The organism is Agrobacterium sp. LEGMi-208b, assembly GCF_059511785.1.
Genome location: NZ_CM183445.1, coordinates 1,148,892 through 1,169,226 on the forward strand (window position 1 = coordinate 1,148,892; position 20,335 = coordinate 1,169,226).

Consider the following 20,335-nt stretch of genomic DNA (forward strand, 5'->3'; position numbering starts at 1 on the left):
TCGTTCTTGTTGGAAAGGTAGCTGGAGGGGGTGAAGGGAATCGAAATAATCAATTAATTACTTGATTAAATAACGTCATTTAAAAATTTTTTCCATAAAATACCGTTCATTATACCGTAACGGCAATTGGATCTGTGCAGATTTCTTGAGATGAATATCTTCCCCGTTACATAAAAAAATATCCCGCCCAGCGTCGAAAGCAGTTTCAACCTCGAATATCGTCGTTCCGAAGCAACAGGAGCTATCGGAATGGACGTAGTAGAAATTCTTGATTCTGAAGAACTAAATGCAGCCGTTAAGGCAGTCGAGATTCTGCTGGAAAAACATCAGCTACCCAGGAAAAGCCCCACTCAGAAAACGTTTAAAGAAATCGTGCTGGGCCGGGAGTTTAGAGCCAGAGACGCACTTAATGTGATTTTGAGCAGTGAACCCGCCTATCCGGGATTTAGAGAGGTCCTTTCATCTGGCTTTGTTGGTTGGGCGTTATTTCCTGATGCCCCACCAGTACGTCACGCCTTGATGACGCATGCTGTACTCGATCACATGGATGATCACGATCTGTCCGTTGGCTTGATTGACCATCCACTCGATTTACACCGCGATATCGTCTCTCGCTACGTTCTGACTGGCGTTGATTTTTTGTCAGACATCTATGATCCCCTTGGGGGATATCAAGCATTCGCTCGAATTTTCAGCCTGGACAGCCTTTCCATACACGCCAACTCGGAAGACAAGTCCATCAAGACGGTTGTTCGAGCACTTCTATACTTGCACCATGGCGCTGATCGCTACCAGCAGCCCGAGTTCGATTTTGCTCCCAGTCTAAACCGCGCGACTAAGATACTCGCAGATATAAAAAAGTCCCTAGGGGCAGAAGCCTACCGCACTCAATATGTGGCCAGATCATTGCTCCACGACAGATGGAGCAGTTCGAAACAAACATTGGCGCTACTCTACGCAGCGTCAACAATCCGCGTCAAAAGAAAGTCTCTCCTGACTGTGATGCTGGAAGGCGCCTTTTCATACAAATCGCACAAACAATACCTAGACGAATGGGTCGGGCGCGGTCGTTTTGTCGCTGATCATATTTTTCAGAAAATGGAGAACAACGACCTCTACCGGACCACGATACAGTTACTGGACGGAGTGGAAGCACGCCCCTTCAAAGCTGCGTCATTATCTCCTCTTGAAGAAACAAGATTGATTTCTCAATTCAGAAAACGATTCAAACAAAATATCAATTAAGTATCTGTTTTTAAAAGTTTTTTTATATCCAAAAAAACTGGTATTATTTATGGACGGGTGGAGAATAGTAAACAAACAGATTTTTGCTCATCTTCTAGCCGTGTTCAACACAAACTACGGAGAGCGAAGATGACCCAAGGTCGAAATGACAAAGCCACCGCTGAGCAAGCGAATGTCTACATTAAAGAATTTCCAGTAAGCGGGTATGTGCGACTGAACCAGATAGTTGGCCCGAACGGACCGTTGCCGATCAGCAAGTCGGGCTTCTGGGCAGGCGTCAAAAACGGCAAGTTTCCGCAACCGCACAAGATATCCCCTCGGGTCACCGTATGGAAAGCCGAGGATATCCATGACCTCCTGCGCGAAATCGAACGAGGAGGCAAATAATATGGTCTCATCATCAAAAAAACACGTCGCAACGACGGCCGCCAAATCGAAGAGGAAATCGGATAATCCGAAATCGAAAGAAATGTCGGAATTTGAAATGAACCGTGCCGTGACGCTATTACAAGTCCAGCATTTCAATCGGGAAAAGGGATATCGGCAGGGTGTATGTGAGGATATTGCCGAGGCTTGCGATCTCGGTTCAAAGTTGAAAAAGAATGCCAAACTCTGGATGGCTTTCTGCAAACGTTTGCTGAAAGACATTGGCAAGCCAAACGCGGAACAACAGCACGACGCAGTTCGATGGGTCCTGAAGTGCATGGTCGGCTCCGGCAAAGACGCTCAGAAAAGAGCAAGTTTTTACTTTCGGGCCGCGGGACCGTTAGTTGAAAAAGGTATTTTGGGAAAAAGTTTGGCAGTCACTCTCAACAGGGAGGGCCTGAAGGCGCTGGCAGATGAACATGCAATCAAGAATAAGGCTGAGCGCGAATCGAAGTCGAATACGCCTCAGAAAACGAAGCCGTTACCAGCCAATTCTTTGGACACAGACGATCAAAGCGTTGTTTCCGAAAAGGCGAAAAACCTTGAGCGGTCGCCTATTTCGGATGCAGTCAAGGCTATCGCCGCCCATGATGAGTTGACCATCGTACATACGGACTTACTTATCAAAAAGTCAGCAAAGGCCTTTAGGAGACTGCAGCAGGGCGAGCCGTTCAAGATGAAATGTGAGATCATGGCGGTTGGCGCCACCACAAGCATTCTCGTGCGCTCAATCAAGCGCGAGAACGCGTAACCGGCTTTAGACTATCGCGATCACGTGCGCCAACTATTCAGTTCACTCTTCGACCTCGGAAGGATAATCACGTCTTCAGAGGTCGTTCTTTTTCTGTCCACCGACTTCAGGGTGTATGCAGCGGCCCGCGCCAACGTCTTTTCGATGGGCATGACATGAATGCGGGATAGCGGCGCTGTCTTTCCAATCAGGAAACTTGTCGGTGCCTTCGCGATAACGTCCGTCAGACGACGGCCCTCACGTCCGTTGGGCGGTATCATCGCGAGAATGTGCATATGCATCCCGTCGTTGATCATGCTGTCAGCAGCAGTCCAGCCAGACAGCTTCCGCACTGGCCAGTCGTAACTGGCGAGCCAGAATGGCATCTCTACTATCGGGGTGTTGTGCGGACGCCTGACGAAGCGGGTCAGCAGGAGCGCATATAGGTTCTCCGTAATCCGACGCATCTGCTGCCTTTTGGCGTTCTCATTGCCTGCCAATGGATTGAACATCAACGTGACCATGTAGGTTTCCCAACCCCCTGCTGTTCGTTCTTCCACCATCTGGGTATAGGCATCGAGTATCTGCTGGGTATCAGTATGGGTACGGGTATGCATGAGCATATCTCCCTTGGTTAGGTTGATTGTGTGTGGGGGGGTGTGTCTGTAGGGTAATTTGGGTACAGGTTGCCCATATGCTTTGCCCTTGCGAACGCAGCATTTGTGTCTTCAGATAAAGCAAGCGAAGTCCCGCGTGGCGCTTCCACGCACGACCTTGTGGCCTGCAAATGTAATTGGCGTTATGCCGACCGTTATTTACGGCGGCTTCTTTCGAGCAGATTTTGTGGTGGTGCGGACCTGTGCGCGTGAGTGGGCGCTAACCTGCGTTCGTCCGGAAAAAGCCGAAACGGCAATTTACATAAAATTTACGCTAAATCTTATCGGTTTGAACTGATCCGCGCATGCCACGTTTCATGCAAGTCGAAACAGGAGCCCGGCTGCGATGATGTCGAATTTGGGGAAGCTCGAACAAGAACGTCTCGACCTCATTGAGGTCATCGACAATCTCAAGAGGTGGGAACGTTTTTCGATAGATGATCGGCATATCATCTCATTGCAGATCACCGCACATATGATGCGGCTGAGCGACCTGGACGAGGACTTGGCAAAGCTGCGTGGTCAGGAACATTCCAATGCGGACTGTCTGGCTGCCATCTGACGATGGTGACGCTCAGATAACAACCACGGCAACACCAAATCTCTGGCCGTAGACGCTCAGACTTGGGGGAGATCGCTTCGCATTGGCACGAACTCCCGGTTCAGCTCACGAGAACGTCTCGGTCACGGAGCGTCAACGGTACAGGAATCATGACCTATGTGAATCCCGCTCCGGCGGGTTTCTTTTTGTCCCGTTAAGTCGGCTTTAACCAAAGCGGGCGCTAGAATAAAACTGCGCAGACCAGAAGACTGCGCATAGATTGTAATGCGTAAAGGAAGCCCGTCGTGAATGGCGGGTTTCTTTTTGCTCATCGCGGTAAACGATTTTTTCACCAGAACACGGCATCCCTTACCAGAGAGGGTCTTGTTATGCGTTCCCGTTTTTTGATCAATGCCGCTATGCTTCTGGCAATACCACTATGCGGCCTCGTTATTTTTGCCGCTGTCGCCGTCTCACGAAATGCCGACAACGTAATCGATGTGGATTACATGACGACCAGCTCAATCAATAAATAGCATCGTTGTTTCCTTCGGGTTTCTTTCTGCTGTGGTGGGGCCACCAAGCCAATGGTCAGAATGACCATTTCGCATCGTGACATCAATTCATACCGACAAAATTCACGCTCAGTCTATTAAGTCTTCGTTAACCATACCAGCCGACGCTGTTCGCATAGCAACTACGGAAGTTAACGATGGCTTACGACTGGACTGGCGCCGGACGCGAAGGCAAGTTTGAAGAACTCGCCGCTGGCTTTATCTTTTTCGCTATCATTTGCCTGCTCTTGGTCTCAATTTATTTGCTGACGGCATTGAGCAATTAGGGTCGTAGGAGCAAAGAGTGGCGTTGATTAGGACTACGGTGCTTTCAGTAATTACATTTCTGATGGTCACTCTGGCTGCGGCAATTGTTGCGATGATTGGTTATTACACCGGCTGGATAGATGTCGGCATCCCTCAACAAGACATGTTCAAGGCCTCTGCCCTTTCTCCATCCGCTGGGGGGTGACCTCGATTTCCCTAAGGTCGACACACTGCTGCCTGTCGATCCCATGCCACTAACAGCCTGCTCGATGCTGGCCATCGCTGTCCCGTCCGAACCGTAGAGTAATGGGCTTACTTTCACTGTTGCAAACGCACTCCGGGAGAGTTCCTCTCCAGCGGACAATGAGGTTGTATTTTTCCAAGTTTGACAATCCTTGGTTGTAATGCTATACCATAACACGCCGGTGCTACTGCCGGTGCGAGGGGCCGTTTGGCCCCTCTTCTTGTTTTGGAGAGCTACAGTCATGAACATTTCAACCTCTACACCCACGACCACCGCCTTACCCGCCACCCCTGCCGTCACCCTGCCCTGCCCTGTCATCATCCTCGGCCGTGACGACAACGGCAGGCCCCACGCCTCATTCTTCCCTGCCACCGATACCCGCGCAGCAGAGAAAGCTGCCGAACTGATGGGCATGGTGGCGCTCAAAGTGGAAGGCGACGAACTCAGGGCGTTTCTCGGTCGGTTGCCGCAGGGCAAGCTGTTCGACAGCGGCAAGGCCTTTGTGCCATTTGTGAAGCAGGACCTCTATCAGGCTATCGCCGCTCATCTGTCTGATGAAGATCGCGAGCGGCTGGAGCAACCGCGTGTGGTGCCGGATAAACCCACCGCCGAAATCGAGTACCCTGTTCCGCCCAAGAATATGCCCGAAAGCTGGGACCAGTTGACCGTAGGTAGCCTCGTGTTGGCGACTGAAGGGCCTTTGGAGGGGTGGTATGAAGCCACCGTCATCAAGATCGAGGGCGACACAGGGCTTCGCCTCAAGTGGCGCGATTATCTCGACATGCTGCCTTTCACCCGCCGCGTCGATCAGGTGGCCCTCATTCACCCCGCCTATGTCGAGAAGTGATCGTCATGGGCTGTGCTTTAAAACAGAACGTCAGCGAGGATGCGGCCGCGCGGGCCGCAGCCATCCGCGATAAAAACGACGCTTTTCGAAAAAGCTTCTCCGGCGGACGAGTGCTGCTGACACCGGGCGTCACAAACCTCAGCGACGAACAACGGCGAGCGGTCATAGTGGCGGTGCAGACGTTCGATGATTTCTCGCCCGATAACGACCCTTACGGCGAACATGATTTTGGTGCCGTCACGCTCGAAGACTCGGTGTTCTTATGGAAGATCGACTACTACGATCTCGACCTGCAATTCGGATCATCCGATCCGGCAGATGACGACATGACCTGCCGGGTGCTCACCGTCATGCGGGCAGATGAATATTGAAATGGCGGCTTCAGCTATGGGAGGTCACCCAGCCTTCGGCTTTCGCCCCGCCCTCAATGGCTTGGGCGAAGCCAACTTGTCATCAACGACCGCAAAGAGCTCCGATACGTGGACGTTAAGGGTGAGCGATATCGCTTCAAGCGTGGAAACAGTCACGTTTTCCATACCGCGTTCGACTCGCCCAACATACGACCTATCAATACCGGCTTCTAAAGCCAGCCGTTCTTGCGAGAGGCCTTTGTCAACGCGCAGGCGTCGTAAGTTCCAGCCGATTGTTTTGCGAACATCCATACGCGCAGAAAGCCATATTCACGGCTTGACAATCGACGGACCAACAGTCCCATATTAAATCTTACACGAGCATTGACTCGATCACTTCACTTAAGGGGGTACTATGAAAATCGCGGTTGGAATTATCGGACTCTTCCTCGGCTTATTGGTGCTGCTGCAATCCTGCGCGGTGACGGCGGGAAGCGGCCTATTGAACGATCAGGCCACAGGCAGCGCAGGCGCGGTCGGCATGCTCACAGGCGTGCTGTTGGTGATCGGTGGCGCGTTTTCCTTCAGCCTGCCGCTGGTGGGTGCCATCATCTTCTTTGTGTCAGCGCTGATGGCCTTCATCGCGTCGTCCCAGGGCAGCTTCGGCGACATGTCGGTTTGGGGCGTCATCGCTCTCGTGCTTGCTGTCATGGCTTTTTTCACGTGGCGCTCGGCCAAGCGGAAGAAAAACCAGCCTGTTGCGTGAAAACGCTGCGCGCACTCAGACAACAACCAAGGATACAGAGGGCTTTGATGAGCGCCTACCTTGACGCCATGCGTCGCTACGCCACCTTTTCGGGCCGATCCACACGAAAGGAATTTTGGTACTACCACCTCGTGTTGCTGGGTTTAGCCATCGGCGGATTGATTATCGACGTGGCTATTGCCGGACCACGTGAGCCACAGCCCCTCGTTTCGGCATTGATCGTGATGGGCCACTATGTTCCGTCGCTTGCCGTTATCGTCAGGCGCCTACATGACCTTGAGAAAAGCGGCTGGCTTGTGCTGACCTGCCTCATACCGCTTGTCGGGATCGTTGCGTTCATCGTGATCGGCAGCACCCCGTCAAAGCATGGGGCAACGGACTTTCCCGAGAGCAGCGATCAGCGCCCTGCCCCGCACTTCCCCCCTTCCGGCTCGGACCAACAGATTGAGCGCATCGAAAAACTCGCGGCACTGCGCTCTTCAGGCGCGATCACCGCCGGGGAATTTGAAACGATGAAGGCGGGCATCATCGGCAGCGACCAGTTTTCTGGAAAACGCCGAGCCGCCGCCTATCCCACGGAAAAATCATCATGACCAAAAATGCTGGAATACTTCTTGCGGCGATTAGCCTGAGCGCTGCTGTGGCGGGTTCAATGTCAACCCCCGCCGTGGCCGGAGAACACTCCTACCACAAGGGTAATAGCTGGCAGGTCATACTGAAGACGCCAGACCCTTTTGGCGACAAAGCGTTTTGTGGTTTCCGCAGCACGGCGTGGTCGGGCAAGTCGGTGGTGATCGAGTACACGCTCATCGGCATAGACAAAATTGTTCCGAGGCTGCGCGTCACCAAGCAAAACTGGAACCTTCCAGCCGGCGAGACAACCCATGTCAGCATCGGAACCGAGTGGGCGGGCAACATTCAGTTCGTTTCGAAGGTAGTCAACGGCGATGAACTCTATGGCGAAATCCCCGAGGATTTTGCGGAAGATGGCGGTGGCTTTAAGGTTACCACCATTTTGGGCACAGCAATCTCGACAAACAAGCCAGCCCCGCTCGCGATCACCTTTCAAGGGAATGAACCGCCGTGGTTTGTGCCGGTGATGACCTATACGGAAGCGATAGCGCTCGGAACTGGCTTCGACACCTGCATATCCACTTTAACCGGGCTTGGCCCATCGCTGTTCAAGGCCCCTCAGGCTTCGTCCACGTCGCCATTTGCCCAGCCATCAAGCGAAGGTGGCGGAACAGCCGTGCAAGCGCCTGCAAACCGCAGTGTAATGCTTCAAAACCCGCCACCGAAGTCAGCCGCTGCCACCGCCGCCTCAACATCACCGTGGACCTTCGAACAACGCGAGGAGGATTGGGGCGATACGTGCTTTGTGGAAGCGAAGCAGGGCGACGTAACGGTCGGCTTTATGGGCGCGCCGGGCAAGGATTTCGTTGCATTTGTGGAGAATGGGAACTTTGACGGTGTCGTTCGCGCGTCTTGGCAGGTCGATGATAAGACGGTTCAAATGTCCAACGGCCATCCAGAAGACTATTTTGGCTGGCACGGCTTCTACGAAATCTCACCGCAAATCCTCGATGACGGCAAGAAAGGCAAAAAACTAGAAATCGCCGACCTTGATGGCAAAACGATTACCGTAAGCCTCGCCGATGCCGCAGCGCCTCTCTCTCAGTTTCAGGCATGTTTCAACAAAGCTGCTCCAAAGACGGAAAAGGCGAGCAACTATCCTGCGGCGAAACAAACGCCTCCAAATCGGAAGGGCTGCGTTCTAGAAGTCGACGGGACCAAAGCAATAGATGGTGCCTGCTATTGGGGGCCTTACGGCAGCGAAACCGGCAGCTTCGTAATGGAGGCGAACGGCTACTTTGCACTCATCGGCGTTGACACAACCGGCGCTAACGGCGCGTGGAACGAGACGCCGGGCAGTACCCATGCGCATTCTGATCTCGGAGACATGAAGCGCGATGGCAAATGCTGGAAGAACAAAAGCGTGCGGGTTTGTGCCGGGGACTAAAAGCAGTTGTTCGTCGGTGGTAAAAATGCAGGCTTAGCAGTCAAAAAGTAGGCTGCCAGCCCCTCAACCGCAACGAGCTTTTGGAAGCTGTCGGGAGACTAATCCTTCCGGAACTAGCGACGCGAAAGATCCCATACGGCTGTCAAGTGCCAGCGTCCGCAAGGTGCGTCAAAAACGCCGCTTACATACCTCCGCTGCGGCCGTTCGACGCCAAAGCGGATGTTGATATTCATATAACAATAATAACAAGATAAACAATTTCGACCCTATACGGGTGCGCTCAATCCTTGGAGACAATGTCGAATACGAGTTTGTTGTAGTTTGACGCTTTGGCGAAGTAGCCCAATCTGTGGCGACGATCAATCTTGTTCAGTCTCCTGTGGCCGACCGCGCTAGACCAAGACAGCCAATCGGATTGCCCTGCTCCCAACTGGGCGTCGCGTAGCTCAACCAAACCATATCTCAAGTCCGGAATTTCAAGCAATTTAGCCCTTGAGATCGACTTAGCGTTTGGGTGGCTGTACAGCCTGTCAATGATCTCGGCCGCTGATGCGGTGTCCAAAAGCCTATCCTCGAGAATATGAGTCAGCCAAAACAGCTGAAACTCATAGATCATCGCATCATTGTCGCGAAGCAACTCTAAGACAAATGCAGCTATAGCTTCGTCATTCTCTGCATGGAGGCAAAATGAGTGAATATTCTTAAATAAATGGGGAAAGCGACGCGCTATGTCTGCGAGGCGGTCGATGGCTTCTTCTGCGTGCTCGGCCATCAAGGCCAGCACGAGTTCGGCGTCCTCCTCTTCTATATCATCTTGTTGTAGGAGGCCCCTCAAAAAGCCCATTTCTTCGTCTGACAAATCTCGTGTAACTTTAACCTCTTCATCGGGAATACCGTCGTAGTCGGTAACGACAACTCTGCGTCTCTGAAGGAGTTGCGCTCTTACATCTTCGATTGCAGCTTCAAGTCCAACGTTCTCCCTCACTCCGTCGCTGGTTTTGTTTGGATTGAGTGAAAGGCCTTTCTCACCGAGCAAGCCTTGGATCGTAATAAAGTCATGACGAAGATCACGCTGGGAGTCAGAAAACAGAACAAAATCATCCATAAACCTTACAATTGCTTTGCTGCGCAGTCCGTGGAACTGCTCGACGAAACGCAGGAAATCATTTCCAATCATTTTGGCGGGATAAATACCCTGCGGCAGGCAATCGACCGAACGGCCTGTGTTTATTTCCCGAAGAAACTGGCCGAAGGCTTGATAATCGTTTTCAGACGCACCGATTCTCGATAGCCAAGAAACGAGATCGTGGTGATAAATCGAGTTGAAGTAAGCAGCGACGTCGAAACTCAGACTGTACTGGAACTGATCTCGATACGCAGCAATGGCTCCCTTATAACCCTTGAATGACCCCGAAGGATTCAGTGGTTCACCGTCTTGAAAGCGATAGCCAAAATGCTTTTTGTGCTCATGGAAAGGTGCTCTGAATCGGGTTCTATTTCGTAAGACGAGATCGTATAAGAAATATTCCGCCACAGGGTCTAGTTTAACGGTTCGTCTGAGGTGAAATCCGGGCTTGCCAGCATAGATCCTAGTCTGGGAGCGAAAAGAAAACGCCTCCTGATCGGGATCAAGACAACGATTCAAAAACTCGGCGATTTCGCTCTGACCATTTTCGATCAGGTAGCGGTTTGTCGACATCGGAAAAAGCGTTCTCCGATAGTCAGCTAAGTAGAAATCTAACATCAATGCATCCCGCAAATTTGATCAAGACTCTCCTGTCATTTGGACTGGTACCTTTCCCCAAAATTCTTGGTACTTCGGACCGTAGCTTTCTGGTTGCTGACCTTTTTCTGGTTTGGTCATCATGATCGGCAACGGTGCAGGCAAATCGGGGCCAACAATGATCGCCTCGCCCTGAGAAAGTGATGGGATGAAGGCAGCGGCGCTGCGATCAAGGTCACCGCATGCCCTTTCTATGGTTTCCCGGTCTTGGTCATTTGTGAGCCGATGAACAAAAAGGGTTCCGAGCTGGCTGAGAACATCCTGTGGCACATCTCGGGGACGCTGCGTAGCAATAATGGTGGTCAGCCCATATTTCCTCCCTTCCTTTGCAATCAGACCAAAGGCATCAAGGCTGACGCTATTGAATTCGTCGCCGACCGTCCTGCCGATAAACTGGTGCGCCTCATCCAAGCAGCAAACGAGCGGGTTCTGGCGAAATCGACTTTTGCGTGCGAGACCGAGAAGATAGCGCCCCAACGCATTCAAAAGCAACTCTCTAGTGTTGTGCTTGAAGCTTACTTTTTCGAAGGAAATTACCATTGCTCTGGCGCTTGAATCGGCTAAGAAACGTTCAATCTCGCTGCAGATGTCTAGGCCATTGTTAGAGAACAGGCATGCTAGTTCCGGTGATGTCAAAAAGGTTTCAATTCGAATTATAAGCGAATTGCAGTATCCGACCGCATTGGGGTCGAGTGCGCCATATTTAGACGCGTCAGTGTTATGCACAGGCCTCACACACTCGTTTCTGACCTGCCGTGACAAACCGCTGAAATCGAATCTACAGGTCTCGACAGCCAAATCATCTGCGAGAACTAGCTCAGCTTGACTGTATGCTATACGGCTCCGATTTGCTTTATCAATCGTCCCCTGCTCTTCCACGACGACATATCCGACTTGTTGGTCGCCCCTGTGAATCAAAACACTTCGCTCTGCGCCGTTCTGTTCGACGGGGAAGCGTTTTGCGTCGGCGATCAACATCCGAGCAATACGAAGACTTTTGGTTGCGCTGCGGAGGGTTGGACCCTGACTTTGGCCGGTTGGAGTGAGAAGCGCGTGTAGGTCGAGTTCCGACAAGTTTTCGCTTGGAAACCGCACCAAGGGTTGGTTTTCGTTCCCTGCTTCACTGAACGAATACTGCCACGCTTCAGCTACCTTCCCTGTAAATTCGCCGGTAGGATCGAACAAAATACACTTCCCACCGATACGCACAATCTCGTTCACGAGGCGTGAAACCGTCCAACTCTTCCCCCCGCCAGTAGCACCAAAGACCCCGCAATGACGACCAAACAGTTTCTCCGGAGTAATGCTAAGTGCCGAATCGTCTAGCCCAGAAAGATGGCCCAATTCCACAAGTAGCCCCCCATCCCTGCGCTTAACGTCGCCTTCGAGAGCATCCTTGATGGAATTGGACAACGCCCCACCTTCTGCGAGATAAACCCCATCGCCCACCCTTGGCTGGGTGTTGATGCCGCGCGTGACCTTCCGAGTAGTCTTGCTGACAGTCGCCAATAGCTGGACGCGCCCCTGCGGCTCAACCGAAGGATTGGTTTCGATCTGGTGTTCCAGAACATTGCGCTGTCGGTCAGGTATCCCAACTTCCGTGACGCGGCCCAAGATTGCGGCACGGTCACAATCGATAAAGACAAAATCCCCAACGGACCCTTTTGCAAGCCCACGCCGACCGAGAGCGGCGAGCGCTTGCGGCAGAGTCAGCTCAACAGTACTGGCTGTAACCCGTGCTACCGTTCCGATGCGCTTGGATGGGTCTATCAGCGAGGCGAGTTCAGTCATACCTCATTGCCCTCGCGCAGCTTCTCAAGCCGGTCCTGCAACAGCTGGCGATCCGTCTTGCCGGATATCATCGGCAGGGCATCGGCAAGGTCTTCGAAACGGCCATTTAGCATAGTGAGACGCGTATCGCCCTGATGCACAAGACGCGCGATCTTGTTCTGATAGGGGCGTTGCCCCCCCAGATCGAGGCTGATTTCCTGTGCCTCTTCATCGAAAAGCTCTTGATGTCCTATGAACCCACGATCACAAAGCACTAGGCGCAGCGACAGGTTCGTTTCTATGGCTGACCAGATCGGGGCGCTGATATGATCATCAGCGAAACCAAATCCGGAGACGATCAGCGTCGTGTCAGGTTCTCGCAGTGCTGCCTGCAAGGCCGCGAACATGTCGAGATAGGGACTTTCGAAAGCTTCTTGATACTTTGACGAACGCGGATAGATAAGGACTGGCCTGCGGTTCTCTCCGGGCTCATCTTGGCTACGAATAACAACCTCATCGGTCCGGCGCCGCCAATCCACCGATCCATGCAGCTTGTAGAGGTGAAATACGCCGTCGAGGTAGTCGGCCTTTGTACCGGACGCGGCTCTCCGCACGATGTCATGGTCGAAATGGTCGCGGTTGAACCGCTGTTCTGCACTGTGAGAAAAGCCGTCGATCAGCACAACGCCCAAGCGGAGGCCCGCTGTCTCAATGCAAAGATCGTAGTTGGTGGTGAACAGCTTCACTCGGGGCTTTTCCGGGGATCGACGCGCAAACTTCTTAAAAAATGCTATGTGCGCGGGTAAATCCGTTGCCGCATCAACGAAACTCACTTTGCGCAAGATCGTGGCCTCAGCGACACGAACAAATTCGATCAGCTCTTCCAACCATGGCTTATCGGCGAAATCAGGGGCATTTTTTGCCCGAATACTGAGCAACTCGATTTGCATTTTGCAGAGGCTCAACAAGCTCTCGATATCTCCGGCCTTCTGCTTCTCCTCGCTGTCGTTCTCCGGTAGACTACCCATTACTTTCTGTGCGAGATCGTCAAACTCTCTATGATCAACCAAATTGGTTTGCGAAACAGCACCGCGCACGGCATGCCATAGATCGCCCATCCCCGGCGCCTTTGGTCCGCCTTCGTTCTTGGCCGAGAAGGACGCCCCAGATCCCAGCAGCACCACGACATTAGTCGAGTGGAGTGCCGCAAGAAGGGCTTCTTCAACCTGAACCCTACATCCGGCCTTGGGTTTCTTGGTGGGGTCGTCGGGGTCTTCTTTCTCACCCTCCCAGCGCAGCCACTTTCCGTCGCGCGTTAATAAGCGCAACAGTTCTTTTTTGCCTACTGGCTCTCCATCCCAAAAGTTTGTCAATACTGCCGCCTTAGAATACAATCCTAGGGTGAAGGTAGTTTGGTTGAGCAGCAAAGTAAATCGTCTATAAATTAGGATGAGCAAATGGGGTCGTCACATGAGGGTATACCCTGACGTGGCAACCAGCGGTTACAGCCATAAACGTAACATCTAAGTTGACAGCAGCTATTTGTGACAGGGTAGCTTCAAGCTTAAAGCTTGAGGTGACACATGGCTCGAATTGGGTACGCGCGCGTTAGCACGCTTGATCAGGATTTAGAAATTCAGCAGCAGCGGCTTGTAGCCGAGGGTTGCCAAATCATCCGGTGTGAAAAAGTTTCAGGTGCAAGCCGTGAAGGTCGGACCGAATTGGCAACAATCATCGAGTTCTTGCGCGAAGATGATGAACTGATTGTCACCCGGCTTGATCGCCTCGGCCGTGACACCCGCGACGTTCTGAACATCGTCCACGAGTGCGAACAACTCGGTGCGTACGTCACGGTTCTTGAGCCACACGTTTCAACAAAAGGGGAAATGGGCAAAGTGATTCTGACGGTACTTGGCATGGTAGCTCAGATGGAGCGCCGATTTGTGAAAGATCGCCAACGCGAAGGTATCGATCGTGCAAAACAGCGAGGCGCTTATCGCGGAGGCAAACGAATTATTGACCGGAACCTTGTGTTGGAACTCCATCAACACGGTATGGGAGCTTCTGCGATAAGCCGCCAATTGAAGTGCTCACGCATGCAAGTTTATCGCATCTTGGATCATCTAAATGCTTCACCACAACCTTCCTGAGGAGCCTGACCATCAGTTCGCAAAGGATTTAAAAAACGCAAGATATAAAGCACGCCATAATGGACAAACGAATTGATGCACGTTTAAGCTGATTATTGCGAATCGGAACAGGCGGCCATCAATGATCAAATCTATAAGAATCCAAAACTTCCAGCGGATTGACGACGCTCTTTCGCTCGAACTTGGACCTGTGACAGTTTTGGTCGGCGAAAACGGGTGTGGAAAGTCCTCCTTTATGAAGGGGGTACATTGGGCGATCAGGTGCGCGACATTAGCCGACAATAGCGGCAAAGTATCATTAGATCAGATGGATTTCGTTCCAAGTAAAGATTTTCTGGATCTTGCACACAAGCTAAAGCTGCAGAACAACGCTGCTGGACGAAAAATTGTAGTCAACCTGATTGATCAAGATGGCAAAGATAGTTCTATCTCTATAAGTGCTGCGCGCAATGGAGCGGGGGTTCTAACCAGTGTCCAAGGCCCGATGGCTGCAGAATTAACTAACAACGAAAAACCGAGCACAGCTTATATCCCAGGAATAGCCGGAGCTGCAGAGGAAGAAACCATATTAGCCGTACCGATTATGCACCGTAAGGCGGCTTCTGGTGAGGGCGGCTCGGTTCTTCGGCAGATCATTCTGGCACAAGCAGTAGGATCAGACGGAACCGGGGCACAGTTTGCGCAGTTGGATGAGTTATCTCGCTGGGTATCGATGGTACTGCCTGAGACACAGTTCTGGGTGAAATTCGATCGGCTGCGTGATCGCAATATCGACGTGAAATTCTTGACCCCTGAGATGCGAGTTCCCGGGCAAAGCCATACCGTCGGTTGGAAGTCAATCGACATGGCAGGAACAGGCTTCCTTCAAGTTGTTCAGATATTTGCCTACTTGCTATATTTCAAACCAAAGCTTCTACTTGTCGACGAACCTGACGCTCACCTACATCCGGGAAGACAACAACTGCTCATAAAGGCGTTAGAAAAAGCGTCCAAAGAATTTCCTGAGACGCAAATCATTCTGACTACTCATTCCCCGAGTCTTGTACGAGCACTTTCCTCAAACGCTACCATCCACTGGCTTGAAAATGGCGCTATACGCGCAAATGGCAACGTTGTGAGAGAGCGGATGGGTTGGAGCGCTCTCGATAAAGATGTTCTGATTTTTTCAGAAGACGGAAATACCGAGCCTCTCCAAAATATCTTGGATCAGTGGCCCGCATTGGCTCAGAAATGTGCAATTTGGCCCACGTTTGGTAAAGACAGCCTTCCCAATGGCCAAAAGGCGAAAGCCATAATGGAAAAAATGGGTATTAAAGTACTCATCCATCGGGATCGCGATTTTATGTCGGATGAAGATGCCAACGAATGGTGTGCTCGAAAAGGATACGTGGATTTCGATATTCCGGTATGGCTTCCGACCGGTTCAGACATCGAAAGTCTTTTTTGTGATCCACATCATATCGCACGCGTCTTTGGCATAGACTTTGCTGTTGCACAGCAAATTTTTGACATTGCATTGACGCTGTACGACGAAAATGAATGCATGCAGGATTTTTCTACTGCCTATAGCGATGTGGTGAACAAGCTTCCCGCGACCCCAGAACGAAATCCTGTTGCAAGATGGCATGCGCTTGGAGGATACAATTCAACAACAATCAAGGGAAAAAAACTACTCAAACTGATTGGCCAAGCTTCCTTGAACGTACTGCCAACCCACGGGATGGGCAGACTTTTGGGCAAAAGAGCGCTTCTTAAAAAGGGGGCTGCAGGTGGGACCGTTGGTGGGTGCCTCCACGATAAGATTGCGTCTATTTTATAAAGTCTTTGCTTCCGTGGCCCTCGGAATCAGGTTTACGTGAGATCTCATTTCATCGAGTGTGTCGGCCCACCACTGCATCATGCGCACGCGCTCATCCCAATACGTGGCTCGATTATAGATGCGCCTGACCGCCCGCGTGTCGAGATGTGCGAGTTGAGTCTCAATAGCGTCAATGCTGAATTCTCCAGACTCATTCAATATGCTGCTGGAGGAAGAACGAAAGCCGTGGGCAGTATGCTGGTCCCCCGTTACCCCCATGCGCCGCAGAGCCGAATTCATGGAATTCTCGGACAAAATCTTCTTACCGGACATCATCGAGGGAAAAACGTAGGGTTTATCGCCGAACAGTTCCTTCATTTCCATCAGAACTCCGACAGCCTGCTTGGAAAGCGGTACATGATGCTCACGGCGCATCTTTGTTTTCTCGGCCGGTATGGTCCAAACGGCATTCGCAAAATCTAACTCCATCCACTCCATCGAGCGCGTCTCACCGGGGCGGGCAAAACAAAAGGCTTGAATCTTCAAGGCAGCCACTAACGAGGGCCAACCCTCGTAGCCGTAAATTGCCCGCATAAGGCCGCCCATCTCAGCCTTCGTCGTTAAGGCGGCATGGTTGACCGGCACATGGCGTTGAAGAGCGCCGCGTAACGCCGACGTTGGGTCATTCTCTGCCCTCGCTGTCGCGACGGCGTAGCGAAACACGCGACCGATCGCAGCGCGAGTAGCCAGCGCGCTCTCCACACGGCCGCTCTTTTCAATGCTGGTTAGTACTGCAAGAACGTCACGCGCCGTGATCTGAGTAACCGGATAAGGCCCAAGCTTCTCGGCGAGGTCCTTCAACATCCATTTGTTTTTCGTGATGGTGGGCTCTGCGCGTTTATCGCGTTTCAGCTTTTCAATAAACTCATCCGCAATCACACCGAAGGTGTTTCCGGCAGCGGCTTTGGCAGCAAGGTGTTCGCGTTTTTTTGCCAGCGATGGGTCCAAACCTTCAGCCAGCTTTTTCTTGGCCTCGTCGCGCAATCGACGGGCATCCGCCAATCCCACAGTCGGGTAAGCTCCAATCGTAAGTGTTTTTCGCTTTCCAAAAAAATTAAAATCGAAGCGCCAGGACTTGCCGCCGGCAGCCGATATGTAGAGGTAAAGCCCCTTTTCATCAGATAGCTTACGCGGTTTGCTGTCGGCTTTGGCGTTTTTAACCTGAATGTCTGTTAGTGCCATTTTACGGTATCGGCTTCCCACCACGATGACGAATACCGTGATTTTTACCGACAAATTTGCTGGATGTCACTGCATACCGTTGCACGACCTTACGCGCGCGCGAGGCAAAAATGCTGAAAAATCAGTGTTTGTTGGACGTCACTGATCTTGTTGGAAAGGTCGCTGGAGCGGGTGAAGGGAATCGAACCCTCGTATTCAGCTTGGGAAGCTGCTGCTCTACCATTGAGCTACACCCGCGCACCCGTTAAGACATCGGATAGTTCGTAGCGGGTGTCAAGCACCCGCCGGGTTGGTTATTCGGCGCGAAAATGCTTGGAGAGCTTCAGCCCCTGCGCCTGATAGTTGGAGCCGAGACCGGTGCCATAGAGGCCTTCCGGTTTCTGCAGCATATGCTCGTAAACCAGTCGGCCGACGATCTGGCCGTGTTCGAGGATGAAGGGCACCTCGTGGCTACGGACTTCGAGCACGGCGCGGCTGCCTGTGCCGCCGGCCTCGGCGTGGCCGAAGCCGGGATCGAAGAAGCCGGCGTAGTGCACACGGAATTCACCCACCAGCGGATCGAAGGGCGTCATTTCGGCCGCATAAAGCGGCGGCACGTGAACGGCCTCGCGCGAAACGAGAATATAGAATTCATCGGGATCGAGGATCAGTTCGGCGCGGCCACGAGCATAGAGAGGCTCCCAGAAATCGAGAACATCGTGCTGGGCCTTCTTGTCGACATCCACCACCGCCGTGTGGTGTTTGCCACGATAACCGATCAGCCCGTTTTCACCGAAGCCCTTCAGGTCGATGGAAAGAGCGATGCCGCCGCCCGTCACGTTCGGGCTCTCGCTGGCGACCAGCATTTCCGTCTCGTGCAGCGTCAAAAGCTCGCTTTCATTGAGCAGTGAATGGCCGATGCGGAAGCGAATCTGCGACAGGCGGGAGCCGCGGCGCACAACGATGGGGAAAGTGCGTGGGCTGATTTCCAGATAGAGCGGACCGGCATAGCCGGCCGGTATCTTGTCGAATTCCTGCGCGCCGTCAGTCATGACGCGGGTGAAGATATCGAGACGGCCGGTCGAGCTTTTTGGATTGGCCGAGGCCGACATGTCCGCCGGCAGAGCCAGGCTTTCCATCAGGGGAACGATATAGACACAACCGGTCTCCAGCACCGCGCCCTGGGTAAGGTCGATCTCGTGCAGGCTGAGGCGATTGAGCTTGTCGATGACGCGGGTTCCGGGACCGGGCATGAAACTGGCGCGCACTCGATAGGCCTTCGAGCCCAGCCTGAGATCGAGGCTGGCGGGCTGTACCTGATCGACATCGAGATCGGCCTCGCTCTTCAGCTTGCCGCCCGCAAACAGCGCCTTGATCGCGCCATCCGCCAAAATGCCCGTGGTTCTGGTCATGGTCATCATTCCTTTTTACGGCGACAAAACCAAAAGGAAAGCATTGACGCAAGCCGGTAACGGCAGTATGGCAAGCTTATCCCGTGGTGATTTGGCCGGTCGGCTTGCAGCCACGTTAAACAAGTGGCTAAAAAGACCGGGTGATTGAACCGGTCTGCTTTTGCGGCCGGTTTTTTTGTTTTGAAGGGGATCACATGAGCAATAAATGGCGCCCGGCAACCCAGCTGGTTCACGGCGGTACGCTACGCTCACCGTATGGTGAAACGTCGGAAGCGATCTATCTGACCCAGGGTTTCGTCTACGAAAACTCCGAAGCCGCCGAAGCGCGCTTCAAGGGGGAAACGGACGGTTTCATCTATGCCCGCTATGCGAGCCCCACCAATGACATGTTCGAAAAGCGCATGTGCCTGCTCGAAGGCGCTGAAGACGCCCGCGCACTTGCCTCCGGCATGGCTGCCGTCACCGCCGCCATCATGTGCCAGCTGCGCGCCGGCGACCACATCGTTGCCGCACGCGCCCTCTTCGGCTCCTGCCGCTGGGTGGTCGAGACGCTTGCGCCGAAATACGGCATCGAATGCACGCTGATCGACGGACGCGATCTCGGCAATTGGGAAAAGGCGATCCAGCCGAACACCAAGCTGTTCTTTCTGGAAAGCCCGACCAACCCGACGCTCGAAGTGGTGGATATTGCCGGCGTGGCGAAGCTTGCCAACCAGATCGGCGCCAAGGTGGTGGTCGACAACGTCTTTGCGACGCCGCTTTTCCAGAAGCCACTCGAACTCGGCGCGCATATCGTCGTTTATTCCGCGACGAAACATATTGACGGCCAGGGCCGCTGCCTGGGCGGCGTGATCCTTTCCGACAAGAAGTGGATCGAGGAAGAGTTGCAGGATTATTTCCGCCATACCGGCCCAGCCATGTCGCCGTTTAATGCCTGGACGCTTCTGAAAGGCATCGAGACCCTGCCGCTGCGTGTGAAGCAGCAGACGGCCAACGCCTCTAAAATTGCCGATTTCCTCGCCGATAACGGCAAGGTCGCCAAGGTCATCTATCCCGGCCGCGCCGACCATCCGCAGGCTGATATCATCGCCCGACAGATGTCCGGCGGTTCGACGCTGGTGGCTTTCGAACTGAAGGGCGGCAAGGAAGCGGCCTTCAAGCTGCAGAACGCGCTGGAAATCGTGAAGATTTCCAACAATCTGGGCGACGCGAAGAGCCTCATCACCCATCCCGGCACAACGACGCACAAGAACCTTACCGACGAGGCGCGTGCCGAACTCGGCATTTCCGGCGGCACGCTCCGCCTTTCCTGCGGCATCGAGGACACCGACGATCTGCTGGAGGATCTGGCGAAGGGTCTGGCGGCCGTTTCGGCCTGAAAATTCAATCGGCAAATCGCCATGGCCTGACCGCGTGTCGGGCCATGGTTCACCTGCACGGTCCAAAAAGACCGCATCAGGCAACCAATATTTACCTTTTCCGTTATCCCTAACGGTGGAAAACAGCGCAACAGGAGACGCCTCCTGCCCGTCAAGTCATTCATTTTCTTGACGAT

General features: G+C 52.9%; 20 protein-coding genes, 1 tRNA gene and 1 riboswitch. Of the genes, 13 read left to right on the top strand and 8 right to left on the bottom strand.

Going from position 1 to position 20,335, the window contains the following annotated elements:
• Nucleotides 1–249: 249 nt before the first annotated feature.
• From AC5YUO_RS05725 to AC5YUO_RS05735, 3 genes are all read left to right on the top strand, one after another.
• Nucleotides 250–1,245: a hypothetical protein gene (locus AC5YUO_RS05725; RefSeq protein WP_496154554.1), complete on the top strand. Its 996-nt coding sequence runs from the start codon at nucleotides 250–252 to the stop codon at nucleotides 1,243–1,245.
• 129 nt (nucleotides 1,246–1,374) lie between these two features.
• Nucleotides 1,375–1,632: a helix-turn-helix transcriptional regulator gene (locus AC5YUO_RS05730; protein ID WP_496154555.1), complete on the top strand. Its 258-nt coding sequence runs from the start codon at nucleotides 1,375–1,377 to the stop codon at nucleotides 1,630–1,632.
• 1 nt (nucleotide 1,633) lies between these two features.
• Complete coding sequence (locus tag AC5YUO_RS05735; protein WP_496154556.1) at nucleotides 1,634–2,422, top strand: hypothetical protein; 789 nt, start codon at nucleotides 1,634–1,636, stop codon at nucleotides 2,420–2,422.
• 20 nt (nucleotides 2,423–2,442) lie between these two features.
• Here the strand turns inward: AC5YUO_RS05735 and AC5YUO_RS05740 are convergent, their stop codons facing one another.
• Nucleotides 2,443–3,018: a hypothetical protein gene (locus AC5YUO_RS05740; protein ID WP_496154557.1), complete on the bottom strand. Its 576-nt coding sequence runs from the start codon at nucleotides 3,016–3,018 to the stop codon at nucleotides 2,443–2,445.
• Nucleotides 3,019–3,403: 385 nt separating this feature from the next.
• Here AC5YUO_RS05740 and AC5YUO_RS05745 point away from each other — a divergent pair, with 385 nt between their 5' ends.
• The 4 genes from AC5YUO_RS05745 (at nucleotide 3,404) to AC5YUO_RS05760 (ending at nucleotide 5,881) form a co-directional block, all read left to right on the top strand.
• Complete coding sequence (locus tag AC5YUO_RS05745; RefSeq protein ID WP_496154558.1) at nucleotides 3,404–3,619, top strand: hypothetical protein; 216 nt, start codon at nucleotides 3,404–3,406, stop codon at nucleotides 3,617–3,619.
• A 691-nt stretch (nucleotides 3,620–4,310) separates the two neighbouring features.
• Nucleotides 4,311–4,439 carry a hypothetical protein gene (locus tag AC5YUO_RS05750; RefSeq protein WP_496154559.1) on the top strand — a complete coding sequence of 43 codons (129 nt, stop codon included), beginning with the start codon at nucleotides 4,311–4,313 and terminating at the stop codon, nucleotides 4,437–4,439.
• A 465-nt stretch (nucleotides 4,440–4,904) separates the two neighbouring features.
• Nucleotides 4,905–5,510, top strand: coding sequence for a hypothetical protein (locus tag AC5YUO_RS05755; protein ID WP_496154560.1), 606 nt, complete (start codon nucleotides 4,905–4,907; stop codon nucleotides 5,508–5,510).
• A gap of 5 nt (nucleotides 5,511–5,515) precedes the next feature.
• Complete coding sequence (locus AC5YUO_RS05760; RefSeq protein WP_496154561.1) at nucleotides 5,516–5,881, top strand: DUF3768 domain-containing protein; 366 nt, start codon at nucleotides 5,516–5,518, stop codon at nucleotides 5,879–5,881.
• Nucleotides 5,882–5,905: 24 nt separating this feature from the next.
• Here the strand turns inward: AC5YUO_RS05760 and AC5YUO_RS05765 are convergent, their stop codons facing one another.
• The gene (locus AC5YUO_RS05765) at nucleotides 5,906–6,172 is read right to left on the bottom strand and encodes a helix-turn-helix domain-containing protein (protein WP_111791282.1); all 267 of its coding nucleotides are present in this window, start codon (nucleotides 6,170–6,172) and stop codon (nucleotides 5,906–5,908) included.
• 103 nt (nucleotides 6,173–6,275) lie between these two features.
• Here AC5YUO_RS05765 and AC5YUO_RS05770 point away from each other — a divergent pair, with 103 nt between their 5' ends.
• The 3 genes from AC5YUO_RS05770 to AC5YUO_RS05780 are packed head-to-tail and all read left to right on the top strand — an operon-like array spanning nucleotide 6,276 to nucleotide 8,646.
• Nucleotides 6,276–6,626, top strand: a complete 351-nt coding sequence (locus AC5YUO_RS05770; protein WP_496154562.1) for a hypothetical protein — start codon at nucleotides 6,276–6,278, stop codon at nucleotides 6,624–6,626.
• A 47-nt stretch (nucleotides 6,627–6,673) separates the two neighbouring features.
• The gene (locus AC5YUO_RS05775; protein WP_496154563.1) at nucleotides 6,674–7,219 is read left to right on the top strand and encodes a DUF805 domain-containing protein; all 546 of its coding nucleotides are present in this window, start codon (nucleotides 6,674–6,676) and stop codon (nucleotides 7,217–7,219) included.
• Nucleotides 7,216–8,646: a hypothetical protein gene (locus AC5YUO_RS05780; RefSeq protein WP_496154564.1), complete on the top strand. Its 1,431-nt coding sequence runs from the start codon at nucleotides 7,216–7,218 to the stop codon at nucleotides 8,644–8,646. The genes AC5YUO_RS05775 and AC5YUO_RS05780 overlap by 4 nt, the downstream gene beginning before the upstream one ends.
• A gap of 280 nt (nucleotides 8,647–8,926) precedes the next feature.
• On the opposite strand, the gene drt5 is transcribed toward AC5YUO_RS05780, so the two are convergent.
• The 3 genes from drt5 to AC5YUO_RS05795 are packed head-to-tail and all read right to left on the bottom strand — an operon-like array spanning nucleotide 8,927 to nucleotide 13,572.
• Nucleotides 8,927–10,390: an antiviral reverse transcriptase Drt5 gene (drt5, locus tag AC5YUO_RS05785; RefSeq protein WP_496154565.1), complete on the bottom strand. Its 1,464-nt coding sequence runs from the start codon at nucleotides 10,388–10,390 to the stop codon at nucleotides 8,927–8,929.
• A gap of 21 nt (nucleotides 10,391–10,411) precedes the next feature.
• Nucleotides 10,412–12,220: an ATP-binding protein gene (locus tag AC5YUO_RS05790; protein WP_496154566.1), complete on the bottom strand. Its 1,809-nt coding sequence runs from the start codon at nucleotides 12,218–12,220 to the stop codon at nucleotides 10,412–10,414.
• On the bottom strand, nucleotides 12,217–13,572 hold the full coding sequence (locus AC5YUO_RS05795) for an SIR2 family protein (RefSeq protein ID WP_496154567.1): 1,356 nt from the start codon (nucleotides 13,570–13,572) through the stop codon (nucleotides 12,217–12,219). Before AC5YUO_RS05795 ends, AC5YUO_RS05790 begins: the two co-directional genes overlap by 4 nt.
• 210 nt (nucleotides 13,573–13,782) lie before the next feature.
• Between AC5YUO_RS05795 and AC5YUO_RS05800 the strand changes: the two genes are divergently transcribed.
• Nucleotides 13,783–14,349 (top strand): recombinase family protein, encoded by a 567-nt coding sequence (locus AC5YUO_RS05800; RefSeq protein ID WP_496154568.1) that lies wholly within the window; start codon nucleotides 13,783–13,785, stop codon nucleotides 14,347–14,349.
• A 121-nt stretch (nucleotides 14,350–14,470) separates the two neighbouring features.
• Nucleotides 14,471–16,168 carry an ATP-dependent nuclease gene (locus tag AC5YUO_RS05805; RefSeq protein ID WP_496154569.1) on the top strand — a complete coding sequence of 566 codons (1,698 nt, stop codon included), beginning with the start codon at nucleotides 14,471–14,473 and terminating at the stop codon, nucleotides 16,166–16,168.
• On the opposite strand, the gene AC5YUO_RS05810 is transcribed toward AC5YUO_RS05805, so the two are convergent.
• From AC5YUO_RS05810 to AC5YUO_RS05820, 3 genes are all read right to left on the bottom strand, one after another.
• Nucleotides 16,163–17,389 (bottom strand): tyrosine-type recombinase/integrase, encoded by a 1,227-nt coding sequence (locus AC5YUO_RS05810; protein ID WP_496154570.1) that lies wholly within the window; start codon nucleotides 17,387–17,389, stop codon nucleotides 16,163–16,165. The genes AC5YUO_RS05805 and AC5YUO_RS05810 overlap by 6 nt on opposite strands.
• A 163-nt stretch (nucleotides 17,390–17,552) precedes the next feature.
• Nucleotides 17,553–17,626: transfer RNA gene (locus AC5YUO_RS05815), tRNA-Gly, on the bottom strand.
• 56 nt (nucleotides 17,627–17,682) lie between these two features.
• Complete coding sequence (locus AC5YUO_RS05820) at nucleotides 17,683–18,780, bottom strand: 2'-deoxycytidine 5'-triphosphate deaminase (RefSeq protein WP_400821165.1); 1,098 nt, start codon at nucleotides 18,778–18,780, stop codon at nucleotides 17,683–17,685.
• Between the two features lie 73 nt (nucleotides 18,781–18,853).
• A riboswitch (SAM riboswitch) is annotated at nucleotides 18,854–18,932 on the top strand.
• 42 nt (nucleotides 18,933–18,974) lie between these two features.
• On the opposite strand from AC5YUO_RS05820, the gene AC5YUO_RS05825 reads away from it, so the two are divergent.
• Complete coding sequence (locus tag AC5YUO_RS05825) at nucleotides 18,975–20,159, top strand: O-succinylhomoserine sulfhydrylase (RefSeq protein WP_400821167.1); 1,185 nt, start codon at nucleotides 18,975–18,977, stop codon at nucleotides 20,157–20,159.
• Nucleotides 20,160–20,335: the final 176 nt, after the last annotated feature.

What these genes read in the sequence shown, in the direction of transcription:
- AC5YUO_RS05735 (WP_496154556.1), top strand. Translation starts at nt 1,634, where the DNA reads ATGGTCTCATCATCAAAAAAACACGTCGCAACGACGGCCGCCAAATCG.
- AC5YUO_RS05725 (WP_496154554.1), top strand. Translation starts at nt 250, where the DNA reads ATGGACGTAGTAGAAATTCTTGATTCTGAAGAACTAAATGCAGCCGTT.
- AC5YUO_RS05760 (WP_496154561.1), top strand. Translation starts at nt 5,516, where the DNA reads ATGGGCTGTGCTTTAAAACAGAACGTCAGCGAGGATGCGGCCGCGCGG.
- AC5YUO_RS05775 (WP_496154563.1), top strand. Translation starts at nt 6,674, where the DNA reads ATGAGCGCCTACCTTGACGCCATGCGTCGCTACGCCACCTTTTCGGGC.
- AC5YUO_RS05805 (WP_496154569.1), top strand. Translation starts at nt 14,471, where the DNA reads ATGATCAAATCTATAAGAATCCAAAACTTCCAGCGGATTGACGACGCT.
- AC5YUO_RS05770 (WP_496154562.1), top strand. Translation starts at nt 6,276, where the DNA reads ATGAAAATCGCGGTTGGAATTATCGGACTCTTCCTCGGCTTATTGGTG.
- AC5YUO_RS05790 (WP_496154566.1), bottom strand. Translation starts at nt 12,220, where the DNA reads ATGACTGAACTCGCCTCGCTGATAGACCCATCCAAGCGCATCGGAACG.
- AC5YUO_RS05750 (WP_496154559.1), top strand. Translation starts at nt 4,311, where the DNA reads ATGGCTTACGACTGGACTGGCGCCGGACGCGAAGGCAAGTTTGAAGAA.
- AC5YUO_RS05820 (WP_400821165.1), bottom strand. Translation starts at nt 18,780, where the DNA reads ATGACCAGAACCACGGGCATTTTGGCGGATGGCGCGATCAAGGCGCTG.
- AC5YUO_RS05745 (WP_496154558.1), top strand. Translation starts at nt 3,404, where the DNA reads ATGATGTCGAATTTGGGGAAGCTCGAACAAGAACGTCTCGACCTCATT.
- AC5YUO_RS05740 (WP_496154557.1), bottom strand. Translation starts at nt 3,018, where the DNA reads ATGCATACCCGTACCCATACTGATACCCAGCAGATACTCGATGCCTAT.
- AC5YUO_RS05730 (WP_496154555.1), top strand. Translation starts at nt 1,375, where the DNA reads ATGACCCAAGGTCGAAATGACAAAGCCACCGCTGAGCAAGCGAATGTC.
- AC5YUO_RS05810 (WP_496154570.1), bottom strand. Translation starts at nt 17,389, where the DNA reads ATGGCACTAACAGACATTCAGGTTAAAAACGCCAAAGCCGACAGCAAA.
- AC5YUO_RS05780 (WP_496154564.1), top strand. Translation starts at nt 7,216, where the DNA reads ATGACCAAAAATGCTGGAATACTTCTTGCGGCGATTAGCCTGAGCGCT.
- drt5 (WP_496154565.1), bottom strand. Translation starts at nt 10,390, where the DNA reads ATGTTAGATTTCTACTTAGCTGACTATCGGAGAACGCTTTTTCCGATG.
- AC5YUO_RS05755 (WP_496154560.1), top strand. Translation starts at nt 4,905, where the DNA reads ATGAACATTTCAACCTCTACACCCACGACCACCGCCTTACCCGCCACC.
- AC5YUO_RS05825 (WP_400821167.1), top strand. Translation starts at nt 18,975, where the DNA reads ATGAGCAATAAATGGCGCCCGGCAACCCAGCTGGTTCACGGCGGTACG.
- AC5YUO_RS05765 (WP_111791282.1), bottom strand. Translation starts at nt 6,172, where the DNA reads ATGGATGTTCGCAAAACAATCGGCTGGAACTTACGACGCCTGCGCGTT.
- AC5YUO_RS05800 (WP_496154568.1), top strand. Translation starts at nt 13,783, where the DNA reads ATGGCTCGAATTGGGTACGCGCGCGTTAGCACGCTTGATCAGGATTTA.